The sequence below is a fragment of the Rhodococcus tibetensis genome (genome assembly GCF_024438035.1).
In the GTDB taxonomy this organism is placed as follows: domain Bacteria; phylum Actinomycetota; class Actinomycetes; order Mycobacteriales; family Mycobacteriaceae; genus Rhodococcus_F; species Rhodococcus_F tibetensis.
The window spans coordinates 1-25,975 of record NZ_JANFQF010000011.1 but is presented as its reverse complement, the minus strand read 5'-3'; the positions used below and the strand labels follow the sequence as shown (position 1 = coordinate 25,975).

The window sequence follows — 25,975 nt, the reverse complement described above, 5'->3', positions numbered from 1 at the left end:
GAAGCGACGAAAGGCACGTTCACCCGCGGGTGCTACGCCAGGTGAAGGCGGTCAGCCCTGGACGACGCGCGTGCCGCCGGCGAGCTCGTCGTGCTTTCCCTGCTTCGTGGGGCTGCTGTTGATCGTCACACCGATGACGATCGCCGCGACCGTGCCGAGGAGCCCGAAGAGGAGCCCGATCAGCGGAAGACCGCCGAGCGCGGAAAGGACGTAGAAGCTGTTCCGGATGAGCGATTGCTGCTGCGTGGGCAGTCCACCGCTCGGTCCCACCACCCGGAGGCTGAAGAGCTGCTTTCCGGGGGTCTGTCCACGCGTGGTCTCGAGCAGAACGAAGTAGCCGACCACGGCGGCTGCGGTGAGAAGTGCACCGACGACGCTACCCAGAACCGAACCGAGCGCCAGCGAGATGACCGTCGTGACGATGGCGGTGGGAATGCCCACGATGAGCCCGTCGATCACGCGTGCACCCAGACGCGGCAGCAGCTCACCCGGACGTGACGTGTCGAACCCGAAGTCGGGCTGGGCGAACGGTGCAGTACCGAAAGCCTGCCCCGAATTGAACTGCTGCCCACCGGATTGCTGCCCGTAGTGGTGTTCCCCCTGCTGTTGGGCGCCGAACGGTTGGTGCCCCTGGTTCGGATCGAATCCGCCAGTAGTCATAGTTCCCCCTCGAATCTCGAGTCTGTGTGTCTCGGATGACGCCGAGCACATTACGCATCGGGCGAGTGGGGCTCATGTGACGGATAGCGAAAACGGGTGAGCGCGCCTGCCGTCCGTGTGGACGGAAAGCACGCTCACCCGTGGTGAATCAGGCCGTCAGGCGGAAACGTACCGACCGGTGAGCACGCGGTATGCGTAGGTCGAGGCGATGATCGTGAGAGGAATCGTGACCAGCAGTCCGAGTCCGCACGGAATCGCGCCGAGGATGTTGATACCGACCAGAGCGAGGGCCAGCAGCAGAAGCGGTCCCACGTTCTGGGAGATGATTCCGAAGCTGGACTTGATGCCGGTGACGGCGTCCTGGTTCTGATCGATCACGAACTGCAGCGTCCACCACGTCAGGAAGACGACGATCAGACCCGGAATGACGAGCAGGATGAAACCGATTGTGGAAAGGACGCCCACGATCACGCTGGCGATGATGATCGCACCGACATTCGTGAACTGGAAGAACGATCCGAATGCGGGCTTGTTGCCGTCCACCTCGTGGAGCGCTCCCCGCACGAGGGCAGCATTGATCAGGTAGCCGACCACCGTGGTGACGAGCGTTCCGATGATTCGCCACACCGTGAACGTATCGGAGAAGTCGGAGGATGTGTCGAACCCGCCGAAGATCAGGTTCAGGACGACCTGGATGACCGCCGCGACCAGCATGATCCCGATCCAGATGAGCGCATTGTCCTTGAACTTGTTCCAGCCGTAGCTGATCGCGTTGCCCACGGACAGCTGTCCCGGTGTCTGGCCGGGCGCTCCGTAACCCGATACGGGCGGAGGCGGCGGATATCCACCAGGCGGCGGTCCCTGCGGGGGCGGCGGGTAATTGCCCTGCGGCGGATAATTTCCACCCTGCTGCGGCGGTGGGTAATTACCGCCCTGCTGCGGTGGCGGGTAATTCCCGGGAGGCGGTGGGTAGTTTCCACCGGGGGGCGGCGGATATCCGCCGGGGGGTGGTCCCTGCGGCGGCGGTGGGTAATTCCCGGGAGGCGGCGGATATCCGCCAGGAGGTGGTGGGGGATTGCCCTGCGGAGGGTATCCGCCCTGATCACCGCCCTCGGGTTTGTCGTTCGGGTCGTATCCACCAGTCGTCATGTGTTCCCCTCAGCAAGAATTGAGTGCTTGCGTATGACAGTGCGAATAGACACTACGTGGACGAACCTTTACTTGCCCACCTTTGGACCGCTTCTTCTCGAGGCGATTTCATGCCTTACGCTGGTAATCGTGACTAATTCTGGGGGATCGGACGACTCGAATCCGGACGGCGGCCGTTACCCGCCCGGTTACGGCGAGGTACCGGGTTTGCCGCGCGACGGATATGGGGTCGACGAGTCCGGCAACCCCACATATTCGGCGCCCACCGAAAAGTACCCCGACTATCAGCAGCCGGGCGCCTACGGAACGTCGTCGGCGCCGGAGAACCAGGGTCAGTACGGAAACCCCAATCCGTATGCCGCACCGAACCAGTACGGCGGCAACGATCAGTACGGTGCTCCGAATCAGCAGCAGCCGTACCAGACACCCAACCCCTACGGGGCAACGAACCAGTACGGGGCTGCACCTCAGTACGGCGGGCAGAGTCAGTACGGCGGGCAAAATCAGTACGGTGCGCAAAATCAGTATGGCGCGCCCACTCCCGGGTACGGGCCCACGAACGCCTACGGCGCGCCGTACGCGCATCCGCCCGGAACCAATGGGTTGGCGATCGCTGCACTGGTCGTCTCGATCGTCGGTGGATGTGCCTACGGTGTCGGCGCGATAGTCGGCATCATCCTCGGGATCGTTGCGCTCGGTCAGATCAAGCGGTCCGGAGAACAGGGCCGGGGACTCGCAATCGCCGGTATCGCCCTTGGCGCCGCCTATATCCTCGGATGGATCTTGTTCTTCCTCGTCATGGTGATTGCGACGGCGTCGTCGGGAGTGTGATCACCCAGGGCTCGCGCGGCAGCCGGGACGGTTCGAAGCGGTCGAGCAGCCCGGCCAGGTCGGCTTCCTCGTCCGGGGCGGTGAGCCGCAACGACGCGGCCAGCATTCCGAGTACCTGACGAGGAGTGCGCCCCAATGCTTTCTGGTCGCCTAGGGTGACGGCACCGGCACGCTTGGCCAGTCTCCTGCCTTCCTGGTCGAGGGCCAGCGGAACGTGGGCGTACTGGGGGGCCGTCAGCCCGAGCAGTCCGGCCAGATAGGCCTGCCGGGGCGCCGACGACAGCAGATCGTCGCCGCGCACCACCTGGTCGACTCCCTGGGCGGCGTCGTCGACCACCACCGCGAGGTTGTATGCGGGTGTACCGTCACCGCGCCGCAGCACGAGGTCGTCGACCATCCCGGAATAGCTGCCGTGCAGGAGGTCGTCGATCGCGAACGACCCCACATCGGCGCGCAGGCGCAGAGCGGGCGGGCGTCCGCCGGCGCGGCGTGCGCCGCGTTCCTCCGACGTCAGGTTCCGGCAGATTCCGGGATATGCACCGTGCGGGGCGTGGGGTGCGGACGGCGCCTTCAGAATTTCTCTTCTCGTACAAAAGCACTCGTAGGTGAGGCCGGCGGACTCGAGTCGGGCGACCGCGTCCTGGTAATGCTGCCGCCGATCCGACTGCACCACGACGTCCCCGTCCCAGTCGAGGCCGAGTTCGCGGAGATCGGCCAGTTGCTGTTCCCGGGCGCCCGGGCGGACACGGTCGAGGTCTTCGACGCGCATCAGGAAGCGACGGCCGGTGGACCGCGCAAACAGCCACGCCAACAGAGCTGTGCGAAGGTTCCCGAGGTGTAGGTCTCCCGAGGGGCTGGGTGCAAATCGGCCCGCACCGACCGCGGTGCTGCTCGCCACCGTCCGGTGGGTCAGCGGTGTGATGTGGTGCGGCGACTGAGACATCGGTCGAGGCGGTGGGGGTCAGCTGGCCAGTTCGATCGACGACGGCGCGGGCACGACCTCGGCGCCGTGGAGAACCATCGCGATCTGGACATCGAGGGCGTGCTCGAGGTACTCCGGCGGGTACAGGCCGGGGCTGCCGATCGCGTCGAGTGCAAGGCCGTCGACGGTGGCAAGAAGCAACGCTGCGCGCGTTTCGGCCTCGTGCACGCCCATACCGATCAGCACCGCGGACAGCCTGGTACGGATGGTGAAAAGGGTTGTGCGGCGAATCTCGGCGAGTGAGGGCGACGTGGCCGCACGAACCGCGAACCCGGCCATGACGTGGGCCTCGCGGGACCTGGTCTCGTCGAGCGGGAGCAATTGCGACAACGCCGAGAACAGGCCGCGGGCAGGGTTGCCGCCTTGATCCACCTCGGCCAACCGGGCGAGTAACTTGTCGACGAGACTCCGTAGCGCGAAGGCGAACATCTCGTCCTTGGTGGAGAAGTGATGCTGCACGGCGCCGATGGACACACCCGCCCGCTTGGCCACCTCGCGCACGCTGGCGCCTTCGAGACCCGCTTGGGCGGCGACGTCGAACAAGGCTGCGGCCAGGTGCTCGGGGCTGGTCGAGGAGTATCGGCGTTCGCGCATGGAAAGAACATTACTTGCGTATTGATTCAATACGCGCGTCAGGTGCCCCTGTGACTCAAAGTGTCGCGTGTGACCAGTGGGTTCAGCGCTGTGCGTATGCGGCGACCGCCTGACACACGCCGCCGCTATCGTCTGGCGGCGTAGGCGTCGACGTACTCCTGCCCTGACAGCACCATCAAGTCGTGCATCAGCTCATCGGTGGCGGCCCGCACCACATGCCGGTTGTCGCAGAGTGCCCCGTAGCGGGAGAAGTCGAGTGGTGCACCGACGGTGATCGACACCTTTCCAAATCGCAACAGGGCGGAGCCGTGCCGATTGATAGTTGGGGTGCCGTGCATGGCGACCGGTAGCACCGGCGCTCCGGTGGCCAGTGCGACTCGTGCGATGCCCGTCTTCCCCTTGTGCAGTCGGCCGTCGGGCGACCGGGTGCCCTCCGGGTAGATGCCCCAGACCTTGCCGTCCTCGAGGATCTTCCGTGCGGTGTCGAGGGCGGCATCGGCTGCGGATGCCCCGGACCGATCGATGGGAACTTGTCCCGCCGCGGTGAAGAACCACCGCTTCAACCGACCCTTCGTCCCGTGTTCGGTGAAGTACTCGCTCTTGGCGACGAAGGTGATGCGGCGACGGACCATCAGTACGAGGTAGAAGGAGTCGACGACAGTCAGGTGGTTGCTCGCGAGAATCACCGGTCCGGACTTCGGGATGTGATGAGCGCCGACGATGGTGGGTCGGCCGACGAGGCGCAGAACCGGTCCGATCAGTACGAATTTGAAGATCCAGTACCACATGGTGCACTCTCCTGACTCGAGATCGAGCGAATGGTAGACAGTGTCTACCGAGTTCATGGTAGACACTGTCTACGTGACTGGAGAGGTGCAACCACTACGCGAACGTCTGATCGACTGCGCCCGCGAACTGTTGAACGAGGGCGGCATCGACGCAGTCGGTCTGCGCGCCGTTGCCCGCCGGGCAGGGGTGTCACACGGTGCCCCACGCCGCTATTTTCCGACGCACAAGGCATTGCTGGCGTCGCTTGCGGCCGCCGGATTCGCGGAGTTGTCGGATCAGCTGCACGCGGTGGTCGAGACCACGCCCGATCCCGTCGACCGGCTCCGACGAAGTGCCCTGACCTATGTCGCGTTCGCCGCTGAGAGGCGGAATCTGTTCGACCTGATGTTCCGTCACGATGTGCTGGAGGGCTCGGGAATCGAACTTCGGAAGCAGTCACGACCGCTGTTCGAGGCAGTCATCACACTCGTCGGCGAAGCCGGTGCGGCCGATCCGAGGGCTGTGGCGCTCCAACTGTGGACCCAGCTGCACGGGGTCGCGGTTCTCCGGGCGGCGGGCAGTATCGAGGTGGTCGCCGGGCCGGTCGATGCGGAGGCGTTCGTCTCGCGGATGATCGAGGTGTACCTCAGGCCGTAGGAATGACGGCGCGCGGCATGTCGGCCCGCAACTCCACCTCGGCGACGAAATCTCCGTCACCGGGCTCGTAGCGACGCTGCGGATCGAAATCTTCCACGCGGAAACTGTTCAGCGAAGGGGAATGCGTGGTCACAGCAAGGGTGCCGCCGTCGAGGTCGAACTGGAGAAGCCGCTGAAACCCGGTCTCACGGCGGTCGTTCACCCGGAAGTTCTGGTAGTCGGCCAGCAACTCCACCACGGTGCGGTCGGTATCACCGACCTTTCTGTCGGTGACCGTCGTCTGCCCGTCGACGTGTCCGGCCAGGACGAGGAACACCGTGTCGAACGGCACGACGAGCCGGTTCCAGATCTGCTGTCCGGCGCTGCCGCCGATGTCGCCGAAACCGCTCATCCGCAGGGAGCCGTCCTCATCGAGGTAGTAGTGGCTGCCGATCATCACATTGCGATCTGGGTGTGCGGCGAGAACGTCCTCCGCCCACTGCAATACACGCTCAGGCGGGTTGTAGCCGATGTACAACATCAGGAACTTCGCGCCTGCGAGGTCGAGCAGGTCGTAGTGCGCCGAGTTGTCGGTGTCCGTCACCGAACCGCCCCAATACGGTTGATCCCGGTATCGCCACGGGCCGAAGAATTCGTTGTAGAGGGCGTGGTTCTTCTCGTGCTCCCCGGGGATCAGACGGCCGCCGACATTCCACAGATTGTCGTGGTTGCCGGGTAGGACGCCGTGCGGGATACCGGCGTCTTCCAGTCTCGACATCGCCTGGTCTGCCACCTCGAACTCGGGGCGGGCGCGGGTGTCGGGTGCGCCCGGCCGGATCCAGCTCTGGACGAGGTCGCCCGTGTGCATCGAGTAGGCGATCTTCCGGTCCGCGGCATTGTCGGCCGTCCAGCGGGTCATGCTGTCGAACACCGCGGGGTTGTCCCGGGACACGTACTGGGTGTCGGTGATGTGCTGAATCGCGAAGTCGTAGGTCGCCGGATCGGCGAACTGCTGGTCGGCCTCGGAGTTGGCATCACGGAAAGAGCGGTCGCGGCGGCGGCTGTCGATCACCAGGATCTGGGCAGCATCTACGCCCTCGATGCGGGTGCTCAGGGTTACCGGCTCGCCCGGGACGTCGGGCCGTGCCGTGGCCACCGGCTCACCCCAGCTGTCCGCCTCCTCATCCCACACGTGCATCGCCAGGTCGTCGAGATTGACCGAACGGCCCTCCCACGTCACCTCGCTGGTGGCAGTGCCCGGCGCGAACGTGACCTCGTACCGCATGTACGGGTACTCGTCGAAGCGGTGCGTGGTGGCCCACGTGCGATCCGATTCCTTGCCGGGCACCCGACCGGACGGCATGGTGTCGTCGGTGGTCCCGGCGAACATGACCGCGGCGTGCAGTGGGGTGGAACTGAGAAGCCCGCGCGACGCAATTCCCTGAGCGGCGCGGGGCTCCGGTTCCGCGCCGGCGATTCCATCACCGGTCAGCACACCGGCGGCCAGTGACACGGCCATCAGCGCGGCTAGTTTGCCCGGCAGACTCATGACCTGAGGTTACAAGTGCGGCCGGGACGGCGCCGGGCGTCAGGCCTTGCGGCCGAGGAAACCCAGAAGCCGGGTCTGCTCGTCGGCGTCCGTGGGAACTTCGACCGCCGGCCCGCACACGCCCGCCATGCGAATGTTGTCGCCCAGCTGTTCGGCGACAGCCTGAACCCACGCGAGGTCGTCTGCGGGGATGGTTTCGTCGAGGCCGGTGGCGCGCGCGAGGTCCCAACCGTGGACCACCAGGTCGAAGCAGTAGAAACTGCCGACCGTCTCGGCGAGCGTGGTGCGGCCGAAGTGTCCGTCGTATTCGCGGTTCCCGCGCTCGGGGTCGTCGAGGATGTGCTGCATGCCGTCGCGGGTGGCCGCCCACGCGCCGACCGGGTCGTCGTCGACCGAAGGGTCGGCGGGCAGTTCGAGATCGACCACGGTGACGATGTACCGCTGGGTGTCGATCACGTGGCGCAGGAGATCGCGGGCGGTCCAGCCCTCGCACGGCGACACAGCGTTCCAGAGGTCGGCGGGCACGGATTCGACGCGACCGGTGAACTTCTCGGCGAGATCTCGGTAGTGGGCTGCGGGGGTGTCTGTTGTCGAAGTCATGCCGCCGATTCTTCTCCTCCGAAGCGGTCGAGTGCTTGAACATTCCCGACATCGACGACTGAGGCGCTCCCGTGCCAGCCGGGTGCCTCGCTGGCGAGCAGGTCGGACGGGGTGAGTGAGGAGATGCGGCGGCACTCGCGGGACAGATGTGCCTGATCGCTGTATCCCGAGGTAGCGGCGAGTTCTGCCAGACTCCTTCGCATTCCGGACTGCGCGAGCGCCATGAACCGCTGCAGCCTCAGAATTCCGCGAAGAGTTGCCGGGCCGTACCCGAACGCCTCGTTGCACCGCCGCTGCAGTTGCCGTTCGGTGACCGATGTGGCGTCGGCGAGCGCGCTCACGTTCCAGGAGTGTCGCGCCAGCGCCCGGCGCACGTGGCCGATCAGCGGATCCGATTCGGATCGGCTGTTCCGCCAGGTTCGCACGGCGTTCTCGAACAACGAGATTCGCTCGTCGCTCCCCGCTGCGTGGTCGAGTCGGTCGGTGAGTATCCGTTCCCAGCTCGAGCCCAGGACGTCTGCGAGACCGACGCGGGTATCGCGCAGCTCGGACGCCGGGGTCCGAAAGAGTGGCGAAGCGGCGCCCGGCCGGAAGCGCACGCCCACTGATTCGGTGCCCGGCGGAAGGGTGAACGACCAGGCCGACGTTTCGGGACCACAGAGGCGGATGCCGACGCCGCGGATCCACAGGATGTCCATGCAGGCGTCCGGCACCAGCAGGTGCTCGCCCTCCGTGCGCGCCGACCATCCGCACACCAGGGTGTCGGTGAGATCGGACGACGGCGAGGTCGGTGTGTACCAGCCCATGACAGGCAGCGTAATCACCGGCACCGACATCTGCCCCGGCCGCAACATCGCCCGAACTGCCCGCACCGGCGGACAACTCGAGGTGAACTGTAGGGCACGGGTCTGTGCGAGGTTCCCCGGAGGCCCGCCATACCGCCGTCACAGAGAACGAGGACTCCATGAGACGAACATGGGTGCTGGCCGCGATCGCCGCCGTCAGCCTGGCTTTCTCGAGTTGCGCGTACGACAGCACCGATTCCGGCGACACGGGCGGCAACGCGCCGGTGTCGCCGACTCCGATGTCACCACCCGCGGCGCCCGGTGAACCCGTTCTCGAGCTGGGTCCGACCACGATCGGTGAGGTGGTCGTCGACACCGGTGGGATGACGGTCTATGTGTACGACAACGACGAGGTCGGCTCCGGTGCGAGTTCGTGCCGTGGCCCCTGTCTCGAATCGTGGCCGCCGGTCACCAGCGTTACCGAAAATCCCGTCGTCGAAGGTTTGCAAGAGGTAGTCGTGGACACCATCCCGGCGGCGGATGGCACCCATCAGCTCACCGTCAACGGGCGGCCCGTGTACCGCTACAAGGACGACAAGGAGGCCGGGGATGCGTTCGGGCAGGCCGTGGGCAGCGTCTGGTGGACTCTCGACTCCTCGGGTAACCCCGTCACGACGACTGCGGGCGGGGAGTAGCTCGGTCGACCGTCCGGTGTACGAGAAGGGTGAGTGCGGTCGCCGGCACCGCCGCGAACCAGAGGGCCTCCAACCCGACCCATCGGTGTGCGAGGGTGCCCGTGATCGCGCCCACCACCAGCCCGATCCACAGCGCGAAGTGGCGTAGCCATGCCCACGGGGAGCCACCGAACATGGCCCCGGCAAGTCGGTGTCCCATCTTGACGAGAGCACCGGTCATGTAGGTGAGGCCAACGGTCACCTCGCCGTCGCGCTGGAAGAAGGAGTTCTCGGCGCCCATCGCGAGCAGCATGGCGCCGACAGCCACCGTGCTTGCATCCAGGCTCGCGGCGAGAGACCCGGCGAGCAGCAGGCTCGACACCGCCGCGAGCACTGTGGTCTTCACCGGCAGGTTCCGCCGGTCGGTGAGGTGAACAATCACCGCCCCCAGCACGGTACCGAGGACGAACACGGCGATCACGGCGGCGGCCGTCAGCGCGTGCGCCCAGGTGCCTTCGGCGAATCCAACGCTGAAGCGGGTGAGGTTGCCGCTCATGAATGCGACGAAGAACCCGCCGAGGGTGATGAAACCGAGGGCGTCGACGTATCCGGCCAGAACGGCCAATACGACGGCGAGGCTGAGCATTCGCCTGCTGTCGTCGATCGGCACAACACATATCCAACACCGCTTATAACGCCAGTGGCCCCCGATCCGAGATCGGGGGCCACTGTGCGGCGGAAGTCAGGCGATCCGAACGCCTGGTCTAGGCGGTGCCGAGGGCAGGTGCAATGGTGCCTGCCCAGGACTCGTGCAGCCGGTCCTGCCAGTAATTCCACGTGTGGAGGCCGTCGTCGGTGAGGTGCGTCTGCACCTTGGCGCCGGCGCGCTGCGCCGCGGGGACGAAGGTCTTACTGCTCAGTCCGGCGGCGGTCTCGAGGGGGACCGTCTGCGAGAACTTCACCGGGTCGAACTGCGCGCTGTCCGGGTCGACGGTGGGATCGCTCACCGTAGAACCAGCACCGGAGGAGATGTAGACGGACTTGCCGCGCAGTGCGCCGACGTTCAGCAGCGGGTCGTTGCGAATCCATGCCGGTGACGGCCAGAAGCCCCACATGTTCGAGGCGTTGCCGCCCATCTGGGCGACGGATACCTGAATGCCCTGCGCGAAGCCGGGCGAGCTGGCCGTCGGGTACCCGCTGTACGAGGCGACCGCCTTGTAGAAGTCGGGGCGATGGATGGCGAGGTTCAACGCGGAGGTGCCACTCATCGACAGTCCGGCGACGGCGTTGTTCACCCCGTCGCTGCCGAACTGCGAGGCCATCACCGGGGGCAGTTCGTTGGTCAGGAAGGTTTCCCACTTGACCCGGCCGAGCTTGGGGTCGTCGCGCTGCCAATCCGAGTAGAACGTGCCACCGCCGCCGAACGGAATGACCACATTGACGTGCTTGCCGGCGAAGAATCTCTCCACGTCGGTCTCGATCAGCCAGCCGTTGTTGTCATCCGGTGCCCGCAGCCCGTCGAGTAGGTACAGGGTCGGCGCGGGACCACCACCAGCGGCCTTCAGCACCTTGACCGGAATGTTCTTGTCCATCGAAGGTGAATACACCGAGATCAGGGCCGAGTCGGCATGGGCGATACCGGTTCCGGTCAAAGTGGACGCGAGGCCCGACGCCAATACTGCGACGAGGCCCACGATCAACGCGCGGGTGCGACGAATCGCCATGACATATCCCTTATCTCGTTCCGACACACACTGCGCCCCGAACGATAACAGGAAGATAACTACACCGGGTAGCCAGGAAGATCTGGTGATGAACGAAAGAAACCCCTGTGAACCGCTTCTCAGCAGTTCACAGGGGCTTCCTGTGGCGGAGGATAGGGGATTTGAACCCCTGAGGGCGTTAACCCAACCCGCGTTCCAGGCGAGCGCCATAGGCCACTAGGCGAATCCTCCGTGGAGGAGCATACCCAACGACTCCGGCTCGGTGTTAAACGGCCAGGTGGCGGCCCGGTTTCTAGGCCCACTGCAGCAAGCCCAGCGAGTGTTCTGCCAGCGGCACCGACCGATTGCACGACGTGTCCGGGTCTGAGACGGCGTCCAGGCCGAAGGTCGTGTCGATGACGAGGGTCCCCGAGTCGGTCGCGAACTCGAGGATGCACTGGTACTTGCTCTCGGCGAGGGTGCGGCCTTCGATTCCGAGCACGTCTACTTGCTCTCGGCGAGGGTGCGGCCTTCGATTCCGAGCACGTCGAGCGTGCGCAGAGGCTTGTCCGGGGCGGCGGTGCCTGTCGTGGTGACGGTCACGGTGTTCAGCGTCTCGGGCCGCCCCAGGTGCAGCTGCGACGCTCGGCGCCCTCGACGGGCGTGCCGTTGCCGACGTCGGCCGTCAGCAGCGGGTCGAGTGTGGCCCCGTCGGCGAGCGTGCACGGGTCCACCTCATCCCAGCGCACTGAATGGTCCGAGGTCGAGTCGTCGTTGCCTGCCCCGCACGCCGACAGTGCCGCCACGACGCTGCCGAGTGCCACCGCCTGCGCGGTCCTTCTCCGATACATCCCTGAAATCCCGTCCCGGTTTTTTGCGGCCCGACGTGGCCGAATGCGGTGGCGACCGTAGCACCGGCCCCCGTATGCGGGGTCGATCCCTGCGGAGGTTCGGGGCCGTCTACACTCTGTGGTGGATCCCGCGCGGCGCGCATCCTGTGAACTCCCCCAGGGCCGGAAGGCAGCAAGGGTCAACGGGCTCTGCCGGGTGCGCGGGGTCCCCTATCTTTCGCATACCCGACCCACCACGTCGGTGAAAGGCCGCTCCTGATGCCCAACCAGACCCAGATCGGGTTGATGAGCCATGAGGAACTACTTTCCGAGCACGAGCGTCAAACTGCGAATTATGCGCAGCTGAAGACCGAGAAGCTCACGCTCGATCTCACCCGAGGCAAGCCCTCTCCCGAACAGCTGGACCTATCGGCCGAGCTTCTGACGCTCCCTGGTGACGGCGACTTCCGGGACGGCAACGGCACCGACTGCCGCAACTACGGCGGCCTTACCGGGCTCCCTGAACTGCGGGCAATTTTCGGCGAGCTGCTCGGTATTCCCGTCCAGAATCTTCTCGCCGGGAGCAATGCGAGCCTCGAGATCATGCACGACGCCGTGGTGTTCTCGCTGCTGCACGGAAACCCCGATTCCCCCCGCCCGTGGTCCCAGGAACCCAAGGTCAGGTTCCTCTGCCCGGCTCCCGGTTACGATCGCCACTTCGCCATCACCGAGTCCTATGGCATCGAGATGATTCCGGTGCCGATGCGACCGGATGGCCCCGACGTGGACCTCATCACCAAGCTTGTGGCAGGCGACCCGCAGATCAAGGGCTTGTGGGCGGTTCCGAACTACTCCAATCCCACCGGTGCCGTGTACTCGGAGGAAGTGGCGCGGGCGTTGGCCTCGATGCCGACCGCCGCCCCGGATTTCCGTTTGTTCTGGGACAACGCCTACGCGGTGCATCCCCTGTTCGGGGAGACGGCGCCGTCGCTGGACATCCTGGGTATGGCCGCGGAAGCCGGCCACCCGAACCGTCCGCTCGTGTACGCGTCGACGTCGAAGATCACCTTTGCGGGCGCCGGCGTCAGCTTCTTCGGCGCCTCCACGCAAAACCTGGCCTGGTACCAAAAGCACTTCGGGAAGAAGAGTATCGGACCGGACAAGCTCAACCAGCTGCGTCACCTGCGGTTCTTCGGCAACGCAGACGGTGTCCGGGCGCACATGGAGAAGCACCGCGAGATTCTCGCACCGAAGTTCGCGTTGGTGCTGCGGATTCTCGAGGATCGTTTGGGGGCGTCGAAGGTGGCGTCGTGGACGGAGCCGAAGGGTGGCTACTTCGTGAGCCTCGACGTGGTGGAGGGCACGGCCAAGCGGGTCATCGCCCTGGCCAAGGACGCTGGAATCGCGCTCACCGCGGCCGGATCCGCCTTCCCGTACGGCAACGATCCCGAGGACAAGAACATTCGCCTCGCGCCGAGCTTCCCGTCCACCGAAGAGTTGGACAAGGCGATGAACGGCGTCGCAACGTGCGTTCTCCTCGCGGCCGCCGAGGCACGGCTGGACGGCTCGCACTCCTGAGAGTCGGTTACATCCGGGCGTAGCGGGCCATCACGAAGCTGTACACACCGTAGGCAGCGATGCCCAGTCCGGCGAGGACCAGAAGTACCTGACCGTACGGCGCCGAGCCGAGTGTCTTGACTGCTCCGTCGAGACCGGTGGCCTTGGAGGGATCGGACTTCAGCACCGCGACGATCACGAGCACACCGGCGCCGACGATCACCAGACCCTTCGCGACGTATCCGGTGACGCCGAGCGGCTCCACGAGATTCGAGGGCTGGCCTTTCAGGTCGTCGAGGAAATTCTTCGACGCTCCCTTGTAGATGTGGTAGCCGCCGATCGCGATGGCGCCGACAGCTACCAGGATGAGGAGGGCCTTGCCTGCCCCGGACTCCATCAGGCGGGCGCTGAGCCCGGCGTTCTGCTGACCACTCGACTTCCCGGCACCGCTCGCGAACTGCACCGCAGAGAAGGCGAAGGCGAAATAGACCAAAGCCAGGCCGAAGGCCTTCGCGCGGTCCAGCAGCGACGGCCCTTCCGAATCACCCTGGGAACCCTCGGTGACGTGAGGTCCGAGCACGGTCTCGGCGAGGCGCCACAACGCCATTGCGACGAACGCCACCGCGGCCACCCACAGGACGAACCGGCCCCCGGGTTTGGAAGCCAGCGTGCCCAGCGCCCCGGACTGGTCGGCGTTGCCACCGGTGCCGAAGGCCAGCTGAATAATGATGTACGCGACCAGGAGATGAACGAACCCGCTCATCACGTGGCCTGCACGGGCTACCCGTTCGAAGGTGGTGCTGTCCGTCGCACGATCCACGGCTCCACTGAAACCGTTGGCTCGGTTGCCTTCGTTCTCGGCCATCGGATGTCCTTCGGGGTCGCGCGAATGGACATTAGTCCCTGGACCGTAGTCGTACCCGGTATCGGCCGCGCCGACACCGGGTGAGCGCCATCGCACTGCGTTCGTGACCCGGTCGATCAGCTGGAAGCGCCAGGAATGAGCCGGTGAGAATCACGCCGGCCCAGTGGCGGGTGTGGGGTCGATGCCGAACTTACGCGCGAGTAATGCAGTGCTGTGGATAACTCTGTGGACAAAGAGTGAATCGACTCGAGGACCTCCCCGCTGGATCGGCGGGATGGCAGGATCGGACCCATGGCACGCACGTTGAACCTCGTCGGTGACCCGGAGGCCGACGCACTCCTGGCGAGTGACCCCCTGGCCCTGCTGATCGGAATGCTGCTCGATCAGCAGGTTCCGATGGAGACGGCATTCGCGGGGCCGAAGAAGCTCGCAGACCGGCTGGGCGGTCTCGAGGTTCAACGAATCGCCGAGATGGACCCGCAGGAATTTGCCGCAGTCTGTGCGCAGACTCCTGCGGTGCATCGGTTCCCCGGCTCCATCGCCACCCGGATTCAGTCGTTGTGTGCCTTCCTCGTCGAGAACTACGACGGCATCGTCGAAGCGCTGTGGACCGAGGGCGATCCCGACGGCAAAGAGGTTCTGAAGCGGCTGAAGGCGTTGCCCGGTTACGGCGATCAGAAGGCGCGCATCTTCTTGGCCTTGCTCGGCAAGCAGATCGGCGTGGAGCCGAAGGGCTGGCGGGAGGCCGCGGGGGACTACGGCACGGACGGTTCGCGCCGGTCGATCGCGGACGTCGTCGACGACAAGAGCCTCCACGAGGTGCGCGAATTCAAGAAGGCGGCCAAGGCCGAGGCCAAGAAGTCGGCCGCAGCGAAGAAGAAGTAGCCGCGCCTACTCGGTATCCTTCCGCTCCTCCTCCAGATGGCGGCGGCGTTCGCTCTCGTGCATCCAGGGGAAGACGCTGTTGCCCTGGCCGCCGCCTCCCGGTCCGTGGCCGGGGACGCCGTGTTCGTAGGCCGATTCGGCGTGTAGGGCGAGGTCGATGCCCGAGGATTCGTCGTCCGCGCTCACCCGGAATCCGAAGACTCGGTCGATCAGTTTGCCCAGCGCGTACGTCATGCCGAACGCGTAGAGGGCCACGACCACCACGGCCAGCACCTGCTTGCCGAGTTGCGAGAACCCGCCGCCGTAGAAGAGGCCTTCCGGTCCGCCGGTCATGACCCCGGTGGCCAGCAGGCCGATCAGGATCGTGCCGACGATGCCGCCCACCAGGTGGACTCCCACGACGTCGAGCGAGTCGTCGTACCCGAGGCGGAACTTCCAGCCGACGGCGAACGAGCAGACCACACCGGCCACGGCGCCGACGACGAGCGCCCCGACCATGCTCACGGTGCCGCAGGACGGCGTGATCGCGACAAGGCCTGCGACGACACCGGACGCGGCACCGAAGGTGGTGGGGTGGCCGTCACGCTTCTGTTCGACGAGGAGCCAGCCGAGTAGGCCTGTGCAGCCGGCGACAAGAGTGTTGAGGAAGACCGCGGCGGCGGTGCCGTCGGCGGCGAGGGCGGAGCCGGCGTTGAAACCGAACCAGCCGAACCAGAGCAGTCCGACACCCAGCAGCACCAGCGGAAGGTTGTGTGGGCGCATCGACTCGGATCGAAAACCGAGGCGCGGGCCCAGGACCAGCGCCAACGCCAGTCCCGACGCGCCGGATACGATCTCGACAACCAATCCGCCCGCGTAGTCGAGGGCGCCGAACTGCGCGATCCAGCCCTGCGGGTTCCACACCCAGTGCGCGACGGGCGCGTACACCAGGAGAGCCCAGATCGGGACGAAGATCATCCATGCCGAGAACTTGGCGCGGTCGGCGATCGCGCCGCTGATCAGCGCCGCGGTGATGATCGCGAACGTCAACTGGAAGGTGGCGAAGAGAATCTCCGGGACCTGCCCGTGGACCGTGGTGGGGTCGATGCCCACCATTCCCAGGTGTTCGAAGCCGCCGATCAGTCCGCCGCCGATGTCGTCACCGAAGATCAAGGAGTACCCCGCCACCAGCCACGCCACCGTGACCAGCGCGATTGACACGAAACTCATCATGATCATGTTCAGGACACCGGTGGATCTCACCATCCCGCCGTAGAACAGGGCGAGACCCGGGGTCATCAGCAGGACCAGCGCGGTACTGATCAGCAGCCAGGCAGTTGCCCCGGCGTCGATTGCAGGCACGACATTCTCCTCACACGCCCGGACGGAACCGTGCGCGGAAAGTCACGATGACCGTGACCCGTTTCAGGTGTGCTGCCGACGCGTTGCGAACGTGTTACGCAATGCACTCAGCTGTCGGGTTTCGCGTGTGAAGTGACGGGTGTGGCGGGGGCTCGTTCGGCGTGTCTGTGGACCCGACCACCCGCACCTGACGTGTCAGGGTCCGCCGGTAGTCTTTCCGCGTGGCCCTGTACCGGAAGTACCGACCCGCATCCTTCGCCGAGGTGGTGGGGCAGGAGCACGTCACCGAACCACTGAGCACCGCACTCGATGCCGGCCGGATCAACCACGCCTATCTGTTCTCCGGTCCTCGTGGCTGCGGTAAGACGTCCTCTGCGCGCATCCTTGCGCGGTCGCTGAACTGCGTCGAAGGCCCGACGTCGACTCCGTGTGGTCAGTGCCCCTCGTGCGTGGCGTTGGGTCCGGGCGGTTCCGGCAATCTCGACGTCACCGAACTCGACGCGGCCAGCCACGGTGGTGTCGACGACACACGTGAGCTGCGCGACCGCGCGTTCTACGCACCGGCGGAGTCCCGGTACCGGGTGTTCATCGTGGACGAGGCCCACATGGTCACGACGGCGGGATTCAATGCCCTCCTCAAAATCGTCGAGGAACCGCCGGAACACCTCATCTTCATTTTCGCGACCACCGAGCCTGACAAGGTGCTGCCGACCATCCGTTCGCGTACCCACCATTACCCGTTCCGGTTGCTCGCGCCGTCGACCATGCGCGGACTGCTCGAAAAGATCTGCCTGCAAGAGAGCGTTCCGGTGGCGGACCCCGTGTATCCGCTGGTCATTCGTGCGGGTGGCGGTTCGCCGCGTGACTCTCTGAGCATCCTCGACCAGCTGCTGGCCGGTGCGGGCGACGATGGGGTCACTTACCCGCGCGCGCTCGCGCTCCTCGGTGTCACCGACGTGGCCCTCATCGACGATGCAGTGGACGCACTGGCCACCGGAGACGGGGCTGCACTGTTCGGAACCGTCGACCGCGTCATCGACGCCGGCCACGATCCGCGGCGCTTCGCCGTCGACCTGCTCGAGCGTCTGCGCGACCTCATCCTCATGCAGGCGGTGCCGGACGCGGCCGAGCGCGGTCTGGTCGACGCACCCGGCGACGTGCTCGAGAACATGCGCGCGCAGGTTCAGCGGATCGGCCCGGCGACCCTCACCCGATACGCGGAGGTGATTCACGCCGGACTCGGCGAGATGCGCGGTGCCACCGCCCCACGTCTGTTGCTCGAGGTGATGTGCGCCCGGATGCTCCTGCCCTCCGCGTCGGACGCGGAGTCCGCGGTATTGCAGCGACTCGAGCGGGTCGAGCGGGGACTGCCTCCGGCAGGTGCGGCGCCGGCAAACCCGGTGGCCGGACGTTCGGAGCCGGTACCCGCCGTGCAGGCCAGTTCGACTCCGGAACCCGAACCGAAGTTCCAGCGCCCGTCGATGAGGGCGGCCGAGACTGCAACGGTGCCCATGCCGCCCGAACCCGAGCCGGCGCCGCACCCTGTTCCGACGCCCGAGCCGCACCCTGTTCCGGAGCCTGAACCCACCCCTGTTCCGCAACCCGAGCCTGCACCCGTTCCGCAACCAGACCCGACACCGGAGCCGGTTCCCGAGCCGACGCCGGAGCCTGTCCCCGTTCCCGAGCCGACGCCCCAGCCGGTTCCCGAGCCGGAGCCTTCCCCGGCCCCCGAAGTCGTGTCGGAACCGGCAGCGTCCGGCGGTCCCGATGCGGCGGCGTTACGAGAGGCGTGGAACAGTCTGCGCGAGAAGGTGAGTCAGCGGAACAAGATCCTCCCGGCAATGCTGTCGGCAGCGACGGTGCACGACGTGCAGGGCAATCGCTTGATCCTCGCGCACCCTGTTCCCAATCTGGGTGCACGCATCGCTTCGCCCCACAACGCTCAGGTCATCACCGAGGTCCTCGGCGAGATGTTCGGCGGTAACTGGGAAGTGGAGTATCAGGCGGGCGCCTCGGCTGCCCCGCCTCCGCCGGTCACGAAGGTCGCCTCGGCGCCTAGCCGGCCTGCCGGCACCCCGCGATTCTCCCGGCCCAGCCAGGACAAGACCGCACAGCGATCGGCGCAGCCGTCGTCCGAGCAGCGACCGGCTGACGCGGAATCAACTCGGCCGCAGCCTCATCCGTCGTCGGAGCCGGACGACGACATTCCGCCGCCGGAGGCACCCGACTTTCCCGACGATCCCGCACCCCCGGTCGACTACGAATCCGCGACCCCGCCTGTCACCACACCGGAAGACGAAGAAGAGATGTTTGCCGAGGCGGCGGAACCCGCTGATCCGTCGACTCGTCGTGACCCGGAGGTCGTGGCGTTCGAATTGCTCAAGGACATGCTCGGGGCCAAGAAGCTCGAAGGCTGATCGTCCCGCCCCTTCGGGACTCCCGCCCCTGGTGCCCGGGACGCCGGGTAGCCGATTCTCGTTTCATGAGCACAGTGAATGTTCCTGGCGGCGTGCAGAACGAGGTCCGGGCGCCGGCACAAGGTAGCCGATGGTGGGCGTATGTCGGAATTCTGGCAGGGGTGGCCGGAATCGTCGGCATCCAGGCGAGCATGTCGATCGACGCGGTCTATGCGGAGTCTTCGGCAGGTGACGCGCCATCGATCATGAACCACCTTGCCGGACAACGAACCAGCATCCTCGTGATGCACGTGTCCATTATGACCACGGCGCTGCTCCTGCTCGTCTTCGCAGCGGGGTTGGCTCAACGGTTGCGGGTGGCGCTGCCCGCAGCAAGCATCGTCCCGTCGGTCGCGGCGTTCGGGCTGGTCCTGACGTCGGCGGCGTGCCTGCTGGGGACCGGTCTGACGACGGAGCTGGTGTTCGGCCTCGGGGAGACAGACCAGCTGGTACCGGAGTTCGCGGTGGTCGGTGCCCATTGGATGGGCACGATCCCGTGGTTGTGGGCGGGTGCGGGTGTGAGCGCGCTGGCGGTGGCCACCGCGCTGTTGCGCGGACACGCCGGACCGAGGTGGATCGGCTGGGTCAGCCTGGTCCTCGGCTTGGTGACAGCTCTCATCGGCGTGTCACCCCTGCAGTACCTGGCCGGATTCACCGGACCGCTGTGGGTATTGGTCAGCGCGGTGGGATTCGCTCTCGCGCCCTCCCTGCGTGAGTGATACTCGTTCGCACGATGAGCGAGACGAGGGCATCCGAATGATCGAGGGGTCGGCGGGTACCGGCGGTGCGCCGGTACCCGCCGCTGTCATGGCGGTGTCGTCGTGGGTGTTGGTGGTCCTGTCTGTTGCGGCCTTCGTCCGCGCGGACCCGGGCATCGATTCGAACCAGCTGTTCTTCCTGGTCGACGTCGTCGGGGCTGCGGTCTACGGGACCGTCGCCGGGGTCGTTCTCACTCGGCGTGTGAACCCGGTACCGATCCTGCTCGGCCTCACCGCGATCGGAGTGGGAGTGGCCGCGCTCAGCTATAGCTATTCACAGCTCGCGCTGGTCCGCTCCGGCCTTCCGGGAGTCGGTGTGCTGGAACCGCTGCAGAACACGGCGTGGATTCCGGGCACGCTCAGCCTCTTCCTCGTCGTCCCGTGGCTGATCCGCGACCATCCCCTGGGGTGGATCGCCAAGGCCGGCGTGGCGGCCGGTATTTGCGCCACCGCGTGGTATTTCTGGTCGCGAACCTTCACGGACATTCTGCCCGTCTGGGTGCTCCTTCCTGTTCTCCTCGTCGGGGCGCTGGCGTCGGCGGATTGCGGTTGGAGGTGGCGACACGGTCCGCAGGCGGAGCGGGTGGGCCTGGGATGGATGTGTCTGGGCACCGGTCTGATGACAGCGGCGTACCTTCCTCTCGCGCTGCCTGCGTCGCTCCCGGGCTTATGGGTGCTCAATCCGTTGGTGCACCTCGCTGTGCAGGCGTTCTACCCGGTCGCGATCCTCGTGTGCGTTCTGCGACAGCGCATGTGGGGGCTGAATCTAGCGGTCAGCCGCGCGGCAGTGGCCGGAACACTCACCGTTCTGCTGCTGGTGTTGTACGTGGTGGTGGCGACGGTCGTGGCGGCGCTGCTCCCAGCGGGCGAATCGGTGGGCGCGCAGGTGGTTGCCGCGGGAGTCGTCGCCATCGCTGTGCAGCCCGCGCGGGTGTGGCTCCAGCGGCGAGTGCACCACCTGGTGTACGGCGAGGGTGCAGATCCGGCTCGGGCGGTCCGCACACTCGGGCGGCAATTCGGCAGTGCCGAATCACCCGAAGAACTACTCGCGGAACTCGCCGCCGGTGTCGGGGTCGCGTTGCGACTCGAATCGGTATCCATCCGCCGCGCCAGTGGTGTTGCCGCAGTGTGGGGTTCCGCGACCGGACAGCCGGAGGCGGTGGAGTTGGTGCATCGTGGCACAGCACTCGGCACGATGGTGGTCACCGCCCCGCCCGGAGAGACGCTCGGCACTCGGACACGCAGATCACTCACCGAGCTGTCTGCGGTGATCACCGCGGGACTGGTGGTAATGCAGTCGGCCGAAGATCTGCGGGAGGCGCGGGGGCAACTGGCGTCGGTTCGGCTCGAGGAGCGGCAGATGATCCGCCGTGAACTGCACGACGGCCTTGGACCGTCGCTGGCCGGCATCCGCCTCGGGTTGCAGGGGGCGCGCAACCTGCTCACCAGCGACCCCCATTCGGCAGCGGAACTCATCGACTCGCTTCAGGCGGAACTCGACCACCAGGTCGAGGGAATCCGGCAGCTGTCCCGCAGCATGTTTCCCCCGGTGCTCGACGAACTCGGCCTTCTCCCGGCGCTCCAAGACCTGGCGGAAACACATTCTCGGAGCGGCTTCACACTGCAGATCCAGGCAGACCCGCCGACCAGCCTCGGTACGCAGATCAGCGCCGCCGCATACGGAATCATCGTCGAAGCCGTGACCAACGCAAAACGGCACAGCGGCGCGGACGGTTGCCGAGTCGACGCCACACTCACCCAGGAACCGGGAGGCGGCGACGTCCTCGAGGTGATGATCCACGACGACGGCCGTGGGTTCGATCCAGCTGGGAGTGTCGGGGTCGGGACCCGGTCGATGCGCGAGCGCGCCCGCGAACTGGGCGGCACCCTCGACATCGAATCCGGGCGTCCGACAGGAACAGTGGTCACCGCCCGGTTACCGTTGACCCCACTATGAGCGCGGGTAGTGCCAGTCCTTCACCATCGTCCATCCGGGTCGTCGTCGTCGACGATCACCCGGTCTTCCGGCTCGGAATGGTGGCGCTGCTCTCGACACTCGACGGCATGGAGGTGGCTGCGCAGGCCAGTTCGGTCGCCGAAGTCCTCGAGGTCGTCGACGCCGAAGTCGATGTGGTGCTGATGGATCTCGAACTCGGTGACGGGTCGGGCGTGGACGCCACCCGCCGGCTGGTCCAGACATATCCGGAAGTGCGTGTGCTCGTGGTGACGATGCACGAAGATGACGAGTCGCTCGTCGCCTCGGTGCGTGCCGGCGCGCGGGGATATCTCGTCAAGGGCGCTGATCCAGCCGAGGTCGAACGTGCTGTGCGAGCGGTCGCGAACGGCGAAATGATCCTGGGTGCGGCGGTGGCTGCGCGGGCGATGACCTTCATGGCGGCCTCGCACCAGGTGCGCTCGACGGTCTTTCCGGAATTGACTGATCGGGAACGTGAGGTCCTGGACCTCGTCGCTCGCGGGCACGACAACGCGAGCATCTCCCGGCGCTTGGTACTGAGCCCGAAGACTGTGCGTAACCACGTGTCCAATGTGCTGGCCAAGCTTGGTGTGCCCGACCGCTCCGCTGCCATCGTGCGCGCGCGGGACGCCGGGCTCGGACTCGAGGCGTGAGAGGGAGCTGGGCGGCGGGCGTGATGAGTAAAGAGCCAGCGTGATCGCCTGGGTCACGATCCAGGATCGCTTCGGTCCTTCCCGCCGTTTTGCAACAGGTTCTAAGGTGAAGTTGACGGGGTATGCCCCGCGCAGAGCGCCGTGTGCACTGTCGGCGTCGACGCAGATAAGGAAGGAACACCCGAAGTGACCACAGAGGCATTCATTTATGAAGCCATCCGCACCCCGCGTGGCCGCGGAAAGAAGACCGGTTCGCTCCACTCGGTCAAGCCGATCTCGCTGGTCACCGGCCTGATCGACGAGCTCCGCGTCCGGTTCCCCGAACTGGACGAGGATCGCATCTCGGATCTCATCCTCGGTGTCGTCACCCCGGTCGGCGACCAGGGCATGGACATCGCCCGCGTCGCCGTCAACGACGCCGGACTACCCGACACCGTCGGTGGCGTTCAGCTCAACCGGTTCTGCGCCTCGGGACTCGAGGCCGTCAACACCGCCGCACAGAAGGTGCGGTCGGGCTGGGACGAACTGGTGATCGCCGGTGGCGTCGAATCGATGTCCCGTGTGCCGATGGGCTCCGACGGCGGACCGTGGGCTCTCGACCCGGCCACCAACTACGACAACTACTTCGTGCCGCAGGGTGTGGGCGCAGACTTGATCGCCACCATCGAGGGCTTCTCCCGCGAGGACGTCGACGCGTACGCCGTCCGCTCGCAGGATCTCGCCGCGAAGGCGTGGGCGGGCGGGTACTTCGCCAAGTCCGTCGTCCCGGTGAAGGACATCAACGGCATCACCGTCCTCGACCAGGACGAGCACATGCGTCCCGGGACCACCCTCGAGAATCTCGCAGGCCTCAACCCGTCGTTCGCCGGTGTCGGGGAAATGGGCGGCTTCGACGCGGTGTCGCTGCAGAAGTACCACTGGGTCGAGAAGATCAACCACGTCCACCACGGCGGCAACAGCTCCGGCATCGTCGACGGTGCCGCACTGGTACTCGTCGGGTCGGAACAGGCCGGCAAGGACATGGGTCTGAGGCCGCGCGCCCGCGTGGTCGCCACCGCCACCTCCGGCGCCGACTCCACGATCATGCTCACCGGCCCGACGCCGGCGTCGAAGAAGGTTCTCGCCGCCGCCGGATTGACCGTCGACGACATCGACCTGTTCGAGATCAACGAGGCGTTCGCATCCGTGGTGCTGAAGTTCCAGAAGGACCTGAAGATCCCCGACGAGAAGCTCAACGTCAACGGTGGTGCCATCGCGATGGGTCATCCGCTGGGCGCCACGGGGGCCATGATCACCGGCACCATGCTCGACGAACTCGAGCGACGGAACGCCCGGTATGCCCTCATCACCTTGTGCATCGGCGGCGGCATGGGTGTCGCCACCATCATCGAGCGCGTCTGACGCCCGGATCAACAGGAGACTTGAAGCAGTGAGCGAGCAGAACATCATCAACTGGGAGCAGGACGCCGACGGCATCGTCGTGCTCACCATCGACGACCCCAACCAGGGCGCCAACACCATGAACGACGCCTACATCTCCTCGATGAAGGCCACCGTCGACCGCCTCGTCGAGGAGAAGGACTCCATCGCGGGCGTCGTCATCACCTCCGGCAAGAAGACCTTCTTCGCCGGCGGTGACCTGAAGAACATGATCAAGGTCGGCCCCGAGAACGCCCAGGAAATCTACGACCACAGCGTCGCGCTCAAGTCGGACCTGCGTCGCCTCGAAACTCTCGGTAAGCCGGTGGTCGCCGCGATCAACGGTGCCGCACTCGGTGGCGGACTCGAGATCGCCCTCGCCACGCACCACCGCATCGCCGCGGATGTGAAGGGCGTCAAGATCGGTCTGCCCGAGGTCACCCTCGGCCTGCTGCCCGGTGGCGGCGGAGTCGTGCGCACCGTCCGGATGCTCGGTCTGCAGAACGCGCTCATGCAGGTGTTGCTGCAGGGTCAGCAGCGCGGACCGGTCCAGGCCAAGGAGGTCGGACTCGTCGACGAGGTCGTTTCCTCGGTCGAAGAACTGGTGCCTGCCGCGAAGGCGTGGATCGAGGCCAACCCCGAGGGCGGCGTCCAGCCGTGGGACAAAAAGGGCTACCGGATCCCCGGCGGAACCCCGTCCACCCCGGCGTTCGCGGCAAACCTTCCCGCGTTCCCCGCGAACCTGCGTAAGCAGCTCAAGGGTGCCCCGATGCCGGCGCCGCGCGCGATCATGGCCGCCGCTGTCGAGGGCTCGCAGGTCGACATCGACAACGCGCTCCTCATCGAGGCGCGGTATTTCACGTCGCTGGTCACCGGCCAGGTCGCGAAGAACATGATCCAGGCGTTCTTCTTCGACCTGCAGGCCATCAACTCCGGGGCATCCCGCCCCGCAGGCATCGAGAAGACCCCGATCACCAAGGTCGGTGTGCTCGGTGCCGGAATGATGGGCGCGGGCATCGCGTACGTCTCCGCGAAGGCCGGCTTCGACGTCGTCCTCAAGGACGTCACGATCGAGGCGGCGAACAAGGGCAAGGCCTACTCCGAGGGCATCGAGGCCAAGGCGCTCTCGCGTGGCAAGACCACCGAAGAGAAGTCGAAGGCGTTGCTCGACCGGATCACGCCATCCGCCGACCCGGCCGACTTCGCCGGTGTCGACTTCGTCATCGAGGCCGTGTTCGAAAGCCAGGAACTCAAGCACAAGGTGTTCCAGGAGATCGAAGACATCGTCGACCCGAAGGCACTGCTCGGCTCGAACACGTCGACCCTGCCGATCACCGGCCTGGCCACGGGTGTGAAGCGGCAGGAAGACTTCATCGGTATCCACTTCTTCTCGCCCGTCGACAAGATGCCGCTGGTGGAGATCATCCGCGGCGAGAAGACGTCCGACGAGGCCCTTGCTCGGGTCTTCGACTACGTGCAGGCGATCCGCAAGACGCCGATCGTCGTCAACGACTCGCGCGGCTTCTTCACCTCCCGCGTCATCGGCACGTTCATCAACGAGGCTATCGCCATGCTCGCCGAGGGCATCGATCCGGCCACCATCGAGCAGGCAGGTCTGCAGGCCGGCTACCCCGCCGCGCCGCTGCAGCTGTCGGACGAGCTGAACCTGACGCTCATGCAGAAGATCCGCAAGGAAACCGCGGAAGCTACGAAGGCCGAAGGCAAGGAATTGCCCGCCGATCCGGCAGGCGACGTCATCAACACGATGGTCGACAAATTCGACCGCAAGGGCAAGCTCGGCGGCGCCGGCTTCTACGACTACGCCGACGGCAAGCGCACCGGCCTCTGGCCCGGCCTGCGGGAGAACTTCGGTTCCAAGGAACTCGACGTCCCCTTCCAGGACCTCATCGAACGCATGCTGTTCATCGAGGCCATCGAAACGCAGAAGTGCTTCGACGAGGGTGTTCTCATGACCACCGCCGACGCCAACATCGGCTCCATCATGGGCATCGGCTTCCCCGCCTGGACCGGCGGTGTGTCGCAGTACATCCAGGGCTACGAAGGCGGCCAGGCCGGCTTCGTCACGCGCGCCGAAGCGCTCGCCGCCAAGTACGGCGAGCGCTTCACCCCGCCGGCGTCGCTGAAGTAGGCGGCTCCGCCGCCCGTGCGTGGTTAAGGAGTCCCTGCACTCGTGTGCTGTCTCAGGACTTCGTGTACACATCTGTCTCAGGACTTCGTGGACAGTGTGGTCAGTGGTTGGAATGTAGCTGATCGGTCGAGGGTGAGTTCGCGGGCGATGGCGTCA

At 66.1% G+C, this 25,975-nt stretch carries 25 protein-coding genes, 1 tRNA gene and 1 other RNA gene; 12 read left to right on the top strand and 15 right to left on the bottom strand.

Annotated features, from left to right (window positions below; translation table 11 throughout):
* Window positions 1-51: 51 nt before the first annotated feature.
* Window positions 52-660 (bottom strand): RDD family protein, encoded by a 609-nt coding sequence (locus NOF53_RS14470; RefSeq protein ID WP_255969566.1) that lies wholly within the window; start codon window positions 658-660, stop codon window positions 52-54.
* Window positions 661-816: 156 nt separating this feature from the next.
* The gene (locus tag NOF53_RS14465; protein ID WP_255969563.1) at window positions 817-1,809 is read right to left on the bottom strand and encodes a DUF2189 domain-containing protein; all 993 of its coding nucleotides are present in this window, start codon (window positions 1,807-1,809) and stop codon (window positions 817-819) included.
* A 207-nt stretch (window positions 1,810-2,016) separates the two neighbouring features.
* On the opposite strand from NOF53_RS14465, the gene NOF53_RS14460 reads away from it, so the two are divergent.
* Window positions 2,017-2,640, top strand: a complete 624-nt coding sequence (locus NOF53_RS14460; RefSeq protein ID WP_255970110.1) for a DUF4190 domain-containing protein — start codon at window positions 2,017-2,019, stop codon at window positions 2,638-2,640.
* Here NOF53_RS14460 and gluQRS read toward each other — a convergent pair.
* The 3 genes from gluQRS to NOF53_RS14445 form a co-directional block, all read right to left on the bottom strand.
* Window positions 2,606-3,583, bottom strand: coding sequence for a tRNA glutamyl-Q(34) synthetase GluQRS (gluQRS, locus tag NOF53_RS14455; protein ID WP_255969560.1), 978 nt, complete (start codon window positions 3,581-3,583; stop codon window positions 2,606-2,608). The two genes, NOF53_RS14460 and gluQRS, sit on opposite strands and share 35 nt — an antisense overlap.
* 18 nt (window positions 3,584-3,601) lie before the next feature.
* Window positions 3,602-4,216 (bottom strand): TetR/AcrR family transcriptional regulator, encoded by a 615-nt coding sequence (locus NOF53_RS14450; protein WP_255969557.1) that lies wholly within the window; start codon window positions 4,214-4,216, stop codon window positions 3,602-3,604.
* A gap of 125 nt (window positions 4,217-4,341) precedes the next feature.
* Window positions 4,342-5,004 (bottom strand): lysophospholipid acyltransferase family protein, encoded by a 663-nt coding sequence (locus NOF53_RS14445; RefSeq protein WP_255969554.1) that lies wholly within the window; start codon window positions 5,002-5,004, stop codon window positions 4,342-4,344.
* 55 nt (window positions 5,005-5,059) lie between these two features.
* Here NOF53_RS14445 and NOF53_RS14440 point away from each other — a divergent pair, with 55 nt between their 5' ends.
* A complete protein-coding gene (locus NOF53_RS14440) occupies window positions 5,060-5,641 on the top strand; it encodes a TetR/AcrR family transcriptional regulator (RefSeq protein WP_255969551.1) in 582 nt (193 codons plus the stop codon).
* On the opposite strand, the gene NOF53_RS14435 is transcribed toward NOF53_RS14440, so the two are convergent.
* From NOF53_RS14435 to NOF53_RS14425, 3 genes are read right to left on the bottom strand one after another with little or no spacing between them, the layout of a single operon-like run.
* The gene (locus tag NOF53_RS14435; protein ID WP_255969548.1) at window positions 5,631-7,169 is read right to left on the bottom strand and encodes a metallophosphoesterase; all 1,539 of its coding nucleotides are present in this window, start codon (window positions 7,167-7,169) and stop codon (window positions 5,631-5,633) included. The two genes, NOF53_RS14440 and NOF53_RS14435, sit on opposite strands and share 11 nt — an antisense overlap.
* 39 nt (window positions 7,170-7,208) lie before the next feature.
* A complete protein-coding gene (locus NOF53_RS14430) occupies window positions 7,209-7,769 on the bottom strand; it encodes a TIGR03086 family metal-binding protein (RefSeq protein ID WP_255969545.1) in 561 nt (186 codons plus the stop codon).
* Window positions 7,766-8,575, bottom strand: a complete 810-nt coding sequence (locus tag NOF53_RS14425; RefSeq protein ID WP_255969542.1) for an AraC family transcriptional regulator — start codon at window positions 8,573-8,575, stop codon at window positions 7,766-7,768. The genes NOF53_RS14430 and NOF53_RS14425 overlap by 4 nt, the downstream gene beginning before the upstream one ends.
* 158 nt (window positions 8,576-8,733) lie before the next feature.
* Between NOF53_RS14425 and NOF53_RS14420 the strand changes: the two genes are divergently transcribed.
* Complete coding sequence (locus NOF53_RS14420; RefSeq protein ID WP_255969539.1) at window positions 8,734-9,249, top strand: COG4315 family predicted lipoprotein; 516 nt, start codon at window positions 8,734-8,736, stop codon at window positions 9,247-9,249.
* On the opposite strand, the gene NOF53_RS14415 is transcribed toward NOF53_RS14420, so the two are convergent.
* The 5 genes from NOF53_RS14415 to NOF53_RS14395 form a co-directional block, all read right to left on the bottom strand.
* Window positions 9,224-9,907: a YoaK family protein gene (locus tag NOF53_RS14415; protein WP_255970107.1), complete on the bottom strand. Its 684-nt coding sequence runs from the start codon at window positions 9,905-9,907 to the stop codon at window positions 9,224-9,226. The two genes, NOF53_RS14420 and NOF53_RS14415, sit on opposite strands and share 26 nt — an antisense overlap.
* A gap of 85 nt (window positions 9,908-9,992) precedes the next feature.
* Window positions 9,993-10,952, bottom strand: a complete 960-nt coding sequence (locus NOF53_RS14410) for an alpha/beta hydrolase (RefSeq protein ID WP_255969536.1) — start codon at window positions 10,950-10,952, stop codon at window positions 9,993-9,995.
* 143 nt (window positions 10,953-11,095) lie between these two features.
* Window positions 11,096-11,183 (bottom strand) — tRNA-Ser (locus NOF53_RS14405).
* A gap of 61 nt (window positions 11,184-11,244) precedes the next feature.
* Complete coding sequence (locus NOF53_RS14400; protein ID WP_255969533.1) at window positions 11,245-11,433, bottom strand: hypothetical protein; 189 nt, start codon at window positions 11,431-11,433, stop codon at window positions 11,245-11,247.
* 106 nt (window positions 11,434-11,539) lie between these two features.
* Window positions 11,540-11,755 carry a hypothetical protein gene (locus tag NOF53_RS14395; protein ID WP_255969530.1) on the bottom strand — a complete coding sequence of 72 codons (216 nt, stop codon included), beginning with the start codon at window positions 11,753-11,755 and terminating at the stop codon, window positions 11,540-11,542.
* A 147-nt stretch (window positions 11,756-11,902) separates the two neighbouring features.
* On the opposite strand from NOF53_RS14395, the gene ffs reads away from it, so the two are divergent.
* Both ffs and NOF53_RS14385 read left to right on the top strand, forming a co-directional pair.
* An RNA gene (ffs, locus tag NOF53_RS14390) (signal recognition particle sRNA small type) lies at window positions 11,903-11,997 on the top strand.
* Between the two features lie 43 nt (window positions 11,998-12,040).
* The gene (locus NOF53_RS14385) at window positions 12,041-13,339 is read left to right on the top strand and encodes an aspartate aminotransferase type Ic (RefSeq protein ID WP_255969527.1); all 1,299 of its coding nucleotides are present in this window, start codon (window positions 12,041-12,043) and stop codon (window positions 13,337-13,339) included.
* Window positions 13,340-13,346: 7 nt separating this feature from the next.
* On the opposite strand, the gene NOF53_RS14380 is transcribed toward NOF53_RS14385, so the two are convergent.
* The gene (locus tag NOF53_RS14380) at window positions 13,347-14,183 is read right to left on the bottom strand and encodes a DUF1206 domain-containing protein (protein ID WP_255969524.1); all 837 of its coding nucleotides are present in this window, start codon (window positions 14,181-14,183) and stop codon (window positions 13,347-13,349) included.
* A 291-nt stretch (window positions 14,184-14,474) separates the two neighbouring features.
* Here NOF53_RS14380 and NOF53_RS14375 point away from each other — a divergent pair, with 291 nt between their 5' ends.
* Window positions 14,475-15,068: an HhH-GPD-type base excision DNA repair protein gene (locus NOF53_RS14375; RefSeq protein WP_255969521.1), complete on the top strand. Its 594-nt coding sequence runs from the start codon at window positions 14,475-14,477 to the stop codon at window positions 15,066-15,068.
* 6 nt (window positions 15,069-15,074) lie between these two features.
* Here the strand turns inward: NOF53_RS14375 and NOF53_RS14370 are convergent, their stop codons facing one another.
* Window positions 15,075-16,409: an ammonium transporter gene (locus NOF53_RS14370; RefSeq protein WP_255969518.1), complete on the bottom strand. Its 1,335-nt coding sequence runs from the start codon at window positions 16,407-16,409 to the stop codon at window positions 15,075-15,077.
* Window positions 16,410-16,630: 221 nt separating this feature from the next.
* Here NOF53_RS14370 and NOF53_RS14365 point away from each other — a divergent pair, with 221 nt between their 5' ends.
* From NOF53_RS14365 to NOF53_RS14340, 6 genes are all read left to right on the top strand, one after another.
* Window positions 16,631-18,826: a DNA polymerase III subunit gamma and tau gene (locus NOF53_RS14365; protein WP_255969515.1), complete on the top strand. Its 2,196-nt coding sequence runs from the start codon at window positions 16,631-16,633 to the stop codon at window positions 18,824-18,826.
* Window positions 18,827-18,891: 65 nt separating this feature from the next.
* A complete protein-coding gene (locus tag NOF53_RS14360) occupies window positions 18,892-19,584 on the top strand; it encodes a hypothetical protein (protein ID WP_255969513.1) in 693 nt (230 codons plus the stop codon).
* A gap of 37 nt (window positions 19,585-19,621) precedes the next feature.
* On the top strand, window positions 19,622-21,580 hold the full coding sequence (locus NOF53_RS14355; RefSeq protein ID WP_255970104.1) for a sensor histidine kinase: 1,959 nt from the start codon (window positions 19,622-19,624) through the stop codon (window positions 21,578-21,580).
* Complete coding sequence (locus NOF53_RS14350; protein ID WP_255969510.1) at window positions 21,577-22,251, top strand: response regulator; 675 nt, start codon at window positions 21,577-21,579, stop codon at window positions 22,249-22,251. Before NOF53_RS14355 ends, NOF53_RS14350 begins: the two co-directional genes overlap by 4 nt.
* 186 nt (window positions 22,252-22,437) lie before the next feature.
* The gene (locus NOF53_RS14345) at window positions 22,438-23,652 is read left to right on the top strand and encodes an acetyl-CoA C-acetyltransferase (RefSeq protein WP_255969507.1); all 1,215 of its coding nucleotides are present in this window, start codon (window positions 22,438-22,440) and stop codon (window positions 23,650-23,652) included.
* Between the two features lie 28 nt (window positions 23,653-23,680).
* Window positions 23,681-25,819, top strand: coding sequence for a 3-hydroxyacyl-CoA dehydrogenase NAD-binding domain-containing protein (locus NOF53_RS14340; RefSeq protein WP_255969504.1), 2,139 nt, complete (start codon window positions 23,681-23,683; stop codon window positions 25,817-25,819).
* Window positions 25,820-25,975 lie beyond the last annotated feature (156 nt).

What these genes read in the sequence shown, in the direction of transcription:
- NOF53_RS14360 (WP_255969513.1), top strand. Translation starts at nt 18,892, where the DNA reads ATGAGCACAGTGAATGTTCCTGGCGGCGTGCAGAACGAGGTCCGGGCG.
- NOF53_RS14450 (WP_255969557.1), bottom strand. Translation starts at nt 4,216, where the DNA reads ATGCGCGAACGCCGATACTCCTCGACCAGCCCCGAGCACCTGGCCGCA.
- gluQRS (WP_255969560.1), bottom strand. Translation starts at nt 3,583, where the DNA reads ATGTCTCAGTCGCCGCACCACATCACACCGCTGACCCACCGGACGGTG.
- NOF53_RS14350 (WP_255969510.1), top strand. Translation starts at nt 21,577, where the DNA reads ATGAGCGCGGGTAGTGCCAGTCCTTCACCATCGTCCATCCGGGTCGTC.
- NOF53_RS14385 (WP_255969527.1), top strand. Translation starts at nt 12,041, where the DNA reads ATGCCCAACCAGACCCAGATCGGGTTGATGAGCCATGAGGAACTACTT.
- NOF53_RS14420 (WP_255969539.1), top strand. Translation starts at nt 8,734, where the DNA reads ATGAGACGAACATGGGTGCTGGCCGCGATCGCCGCCGTCAGCCTGGCT.
- NOF53_RS14380 (WP_255969524.1), bottom strand. Translation starts at nt 14,183, where the DNA reads ATGGCCGAGAACGAAGGCAACCGAGCCAACGGTTTCAGTGGAGCCGTG.
- NOF53_RS14445 (WP_255969554.1), bottom strand. Translation starts at nt 5,004, where the DNA reads ATGTGGTACTGGATCTTCAAATTCGTACTGATCGGACCGGTTCTGCGC.
- NOF53_RS14440 (WP_255969551.1), top strand. Translation starts at nt 5,060, where the DNA reads ATGGTAGACACTGTCTACGTGACTGGAGAGGTGCAACCACTACGCGAA.
- NOF53_RS14425 (WP_255969542.1), bottom strand. Translation starts at nt 8,575, where the DNA reads ATGGGCTGGTACACACCGACCTCGCCGTCGTCCGATCTCACCGACACC.
- NOF53_RS14435 (WP_255969548.1), bottom strand. Translation starts at nt 7,169, where the DNA reads ATGAGTCTGCCGGGCAAACTAGCCGCGCTGATGGCCGTGTCACTGGCC.
- NOF53_RS14465 (WP_255969563.1), bottom strand. Translation starts at nt 1,809, where the DNA reads ATGACGACTGGTGGATACGACCCGAACGACAAACCCGAGGGCGGTGAT.
- NOF53_RS14355 (WP_255970104.1), top strand. Translation starts at nt 19,622, where the DNA reads ATGATCGAGGGGTCGGCGGGTACCGGCGGTGCGCCGGTACCCGCCGCT.
- NOF53_RS14430 (WP_255969545.1), bottom strand. Translation starts at nt 7,769, where the DNA reads ATGACTTCGACAACAGACACCCCCGCAGCCCACTACCGAGATCTCGCC.
- NOF53_RS14470 (WP_255969566.1), bottom strand. Translation starts at nt 660, where the DNA reads ATGACTACTGGCGGATTCGATCCGAACCAGGGGCACCAACCGTTCGGC.
- NOF53_RS14410 (WP_255969536.1), bottom strand. Translation starts at nt 10,952, where the DNA reads ATGGCGATTCGTCGCACCCGCGCGTTGATCGTGGGCCTCGTCGCAGTA.
- NOF53_RS14375 (WP_255969521.1), top strand. Translation starts at nt 14,475, where the DNA reads ATGGCACGCACGTTGAACCTCGTCGGTGACCCGGAGGCCGACGCACTC.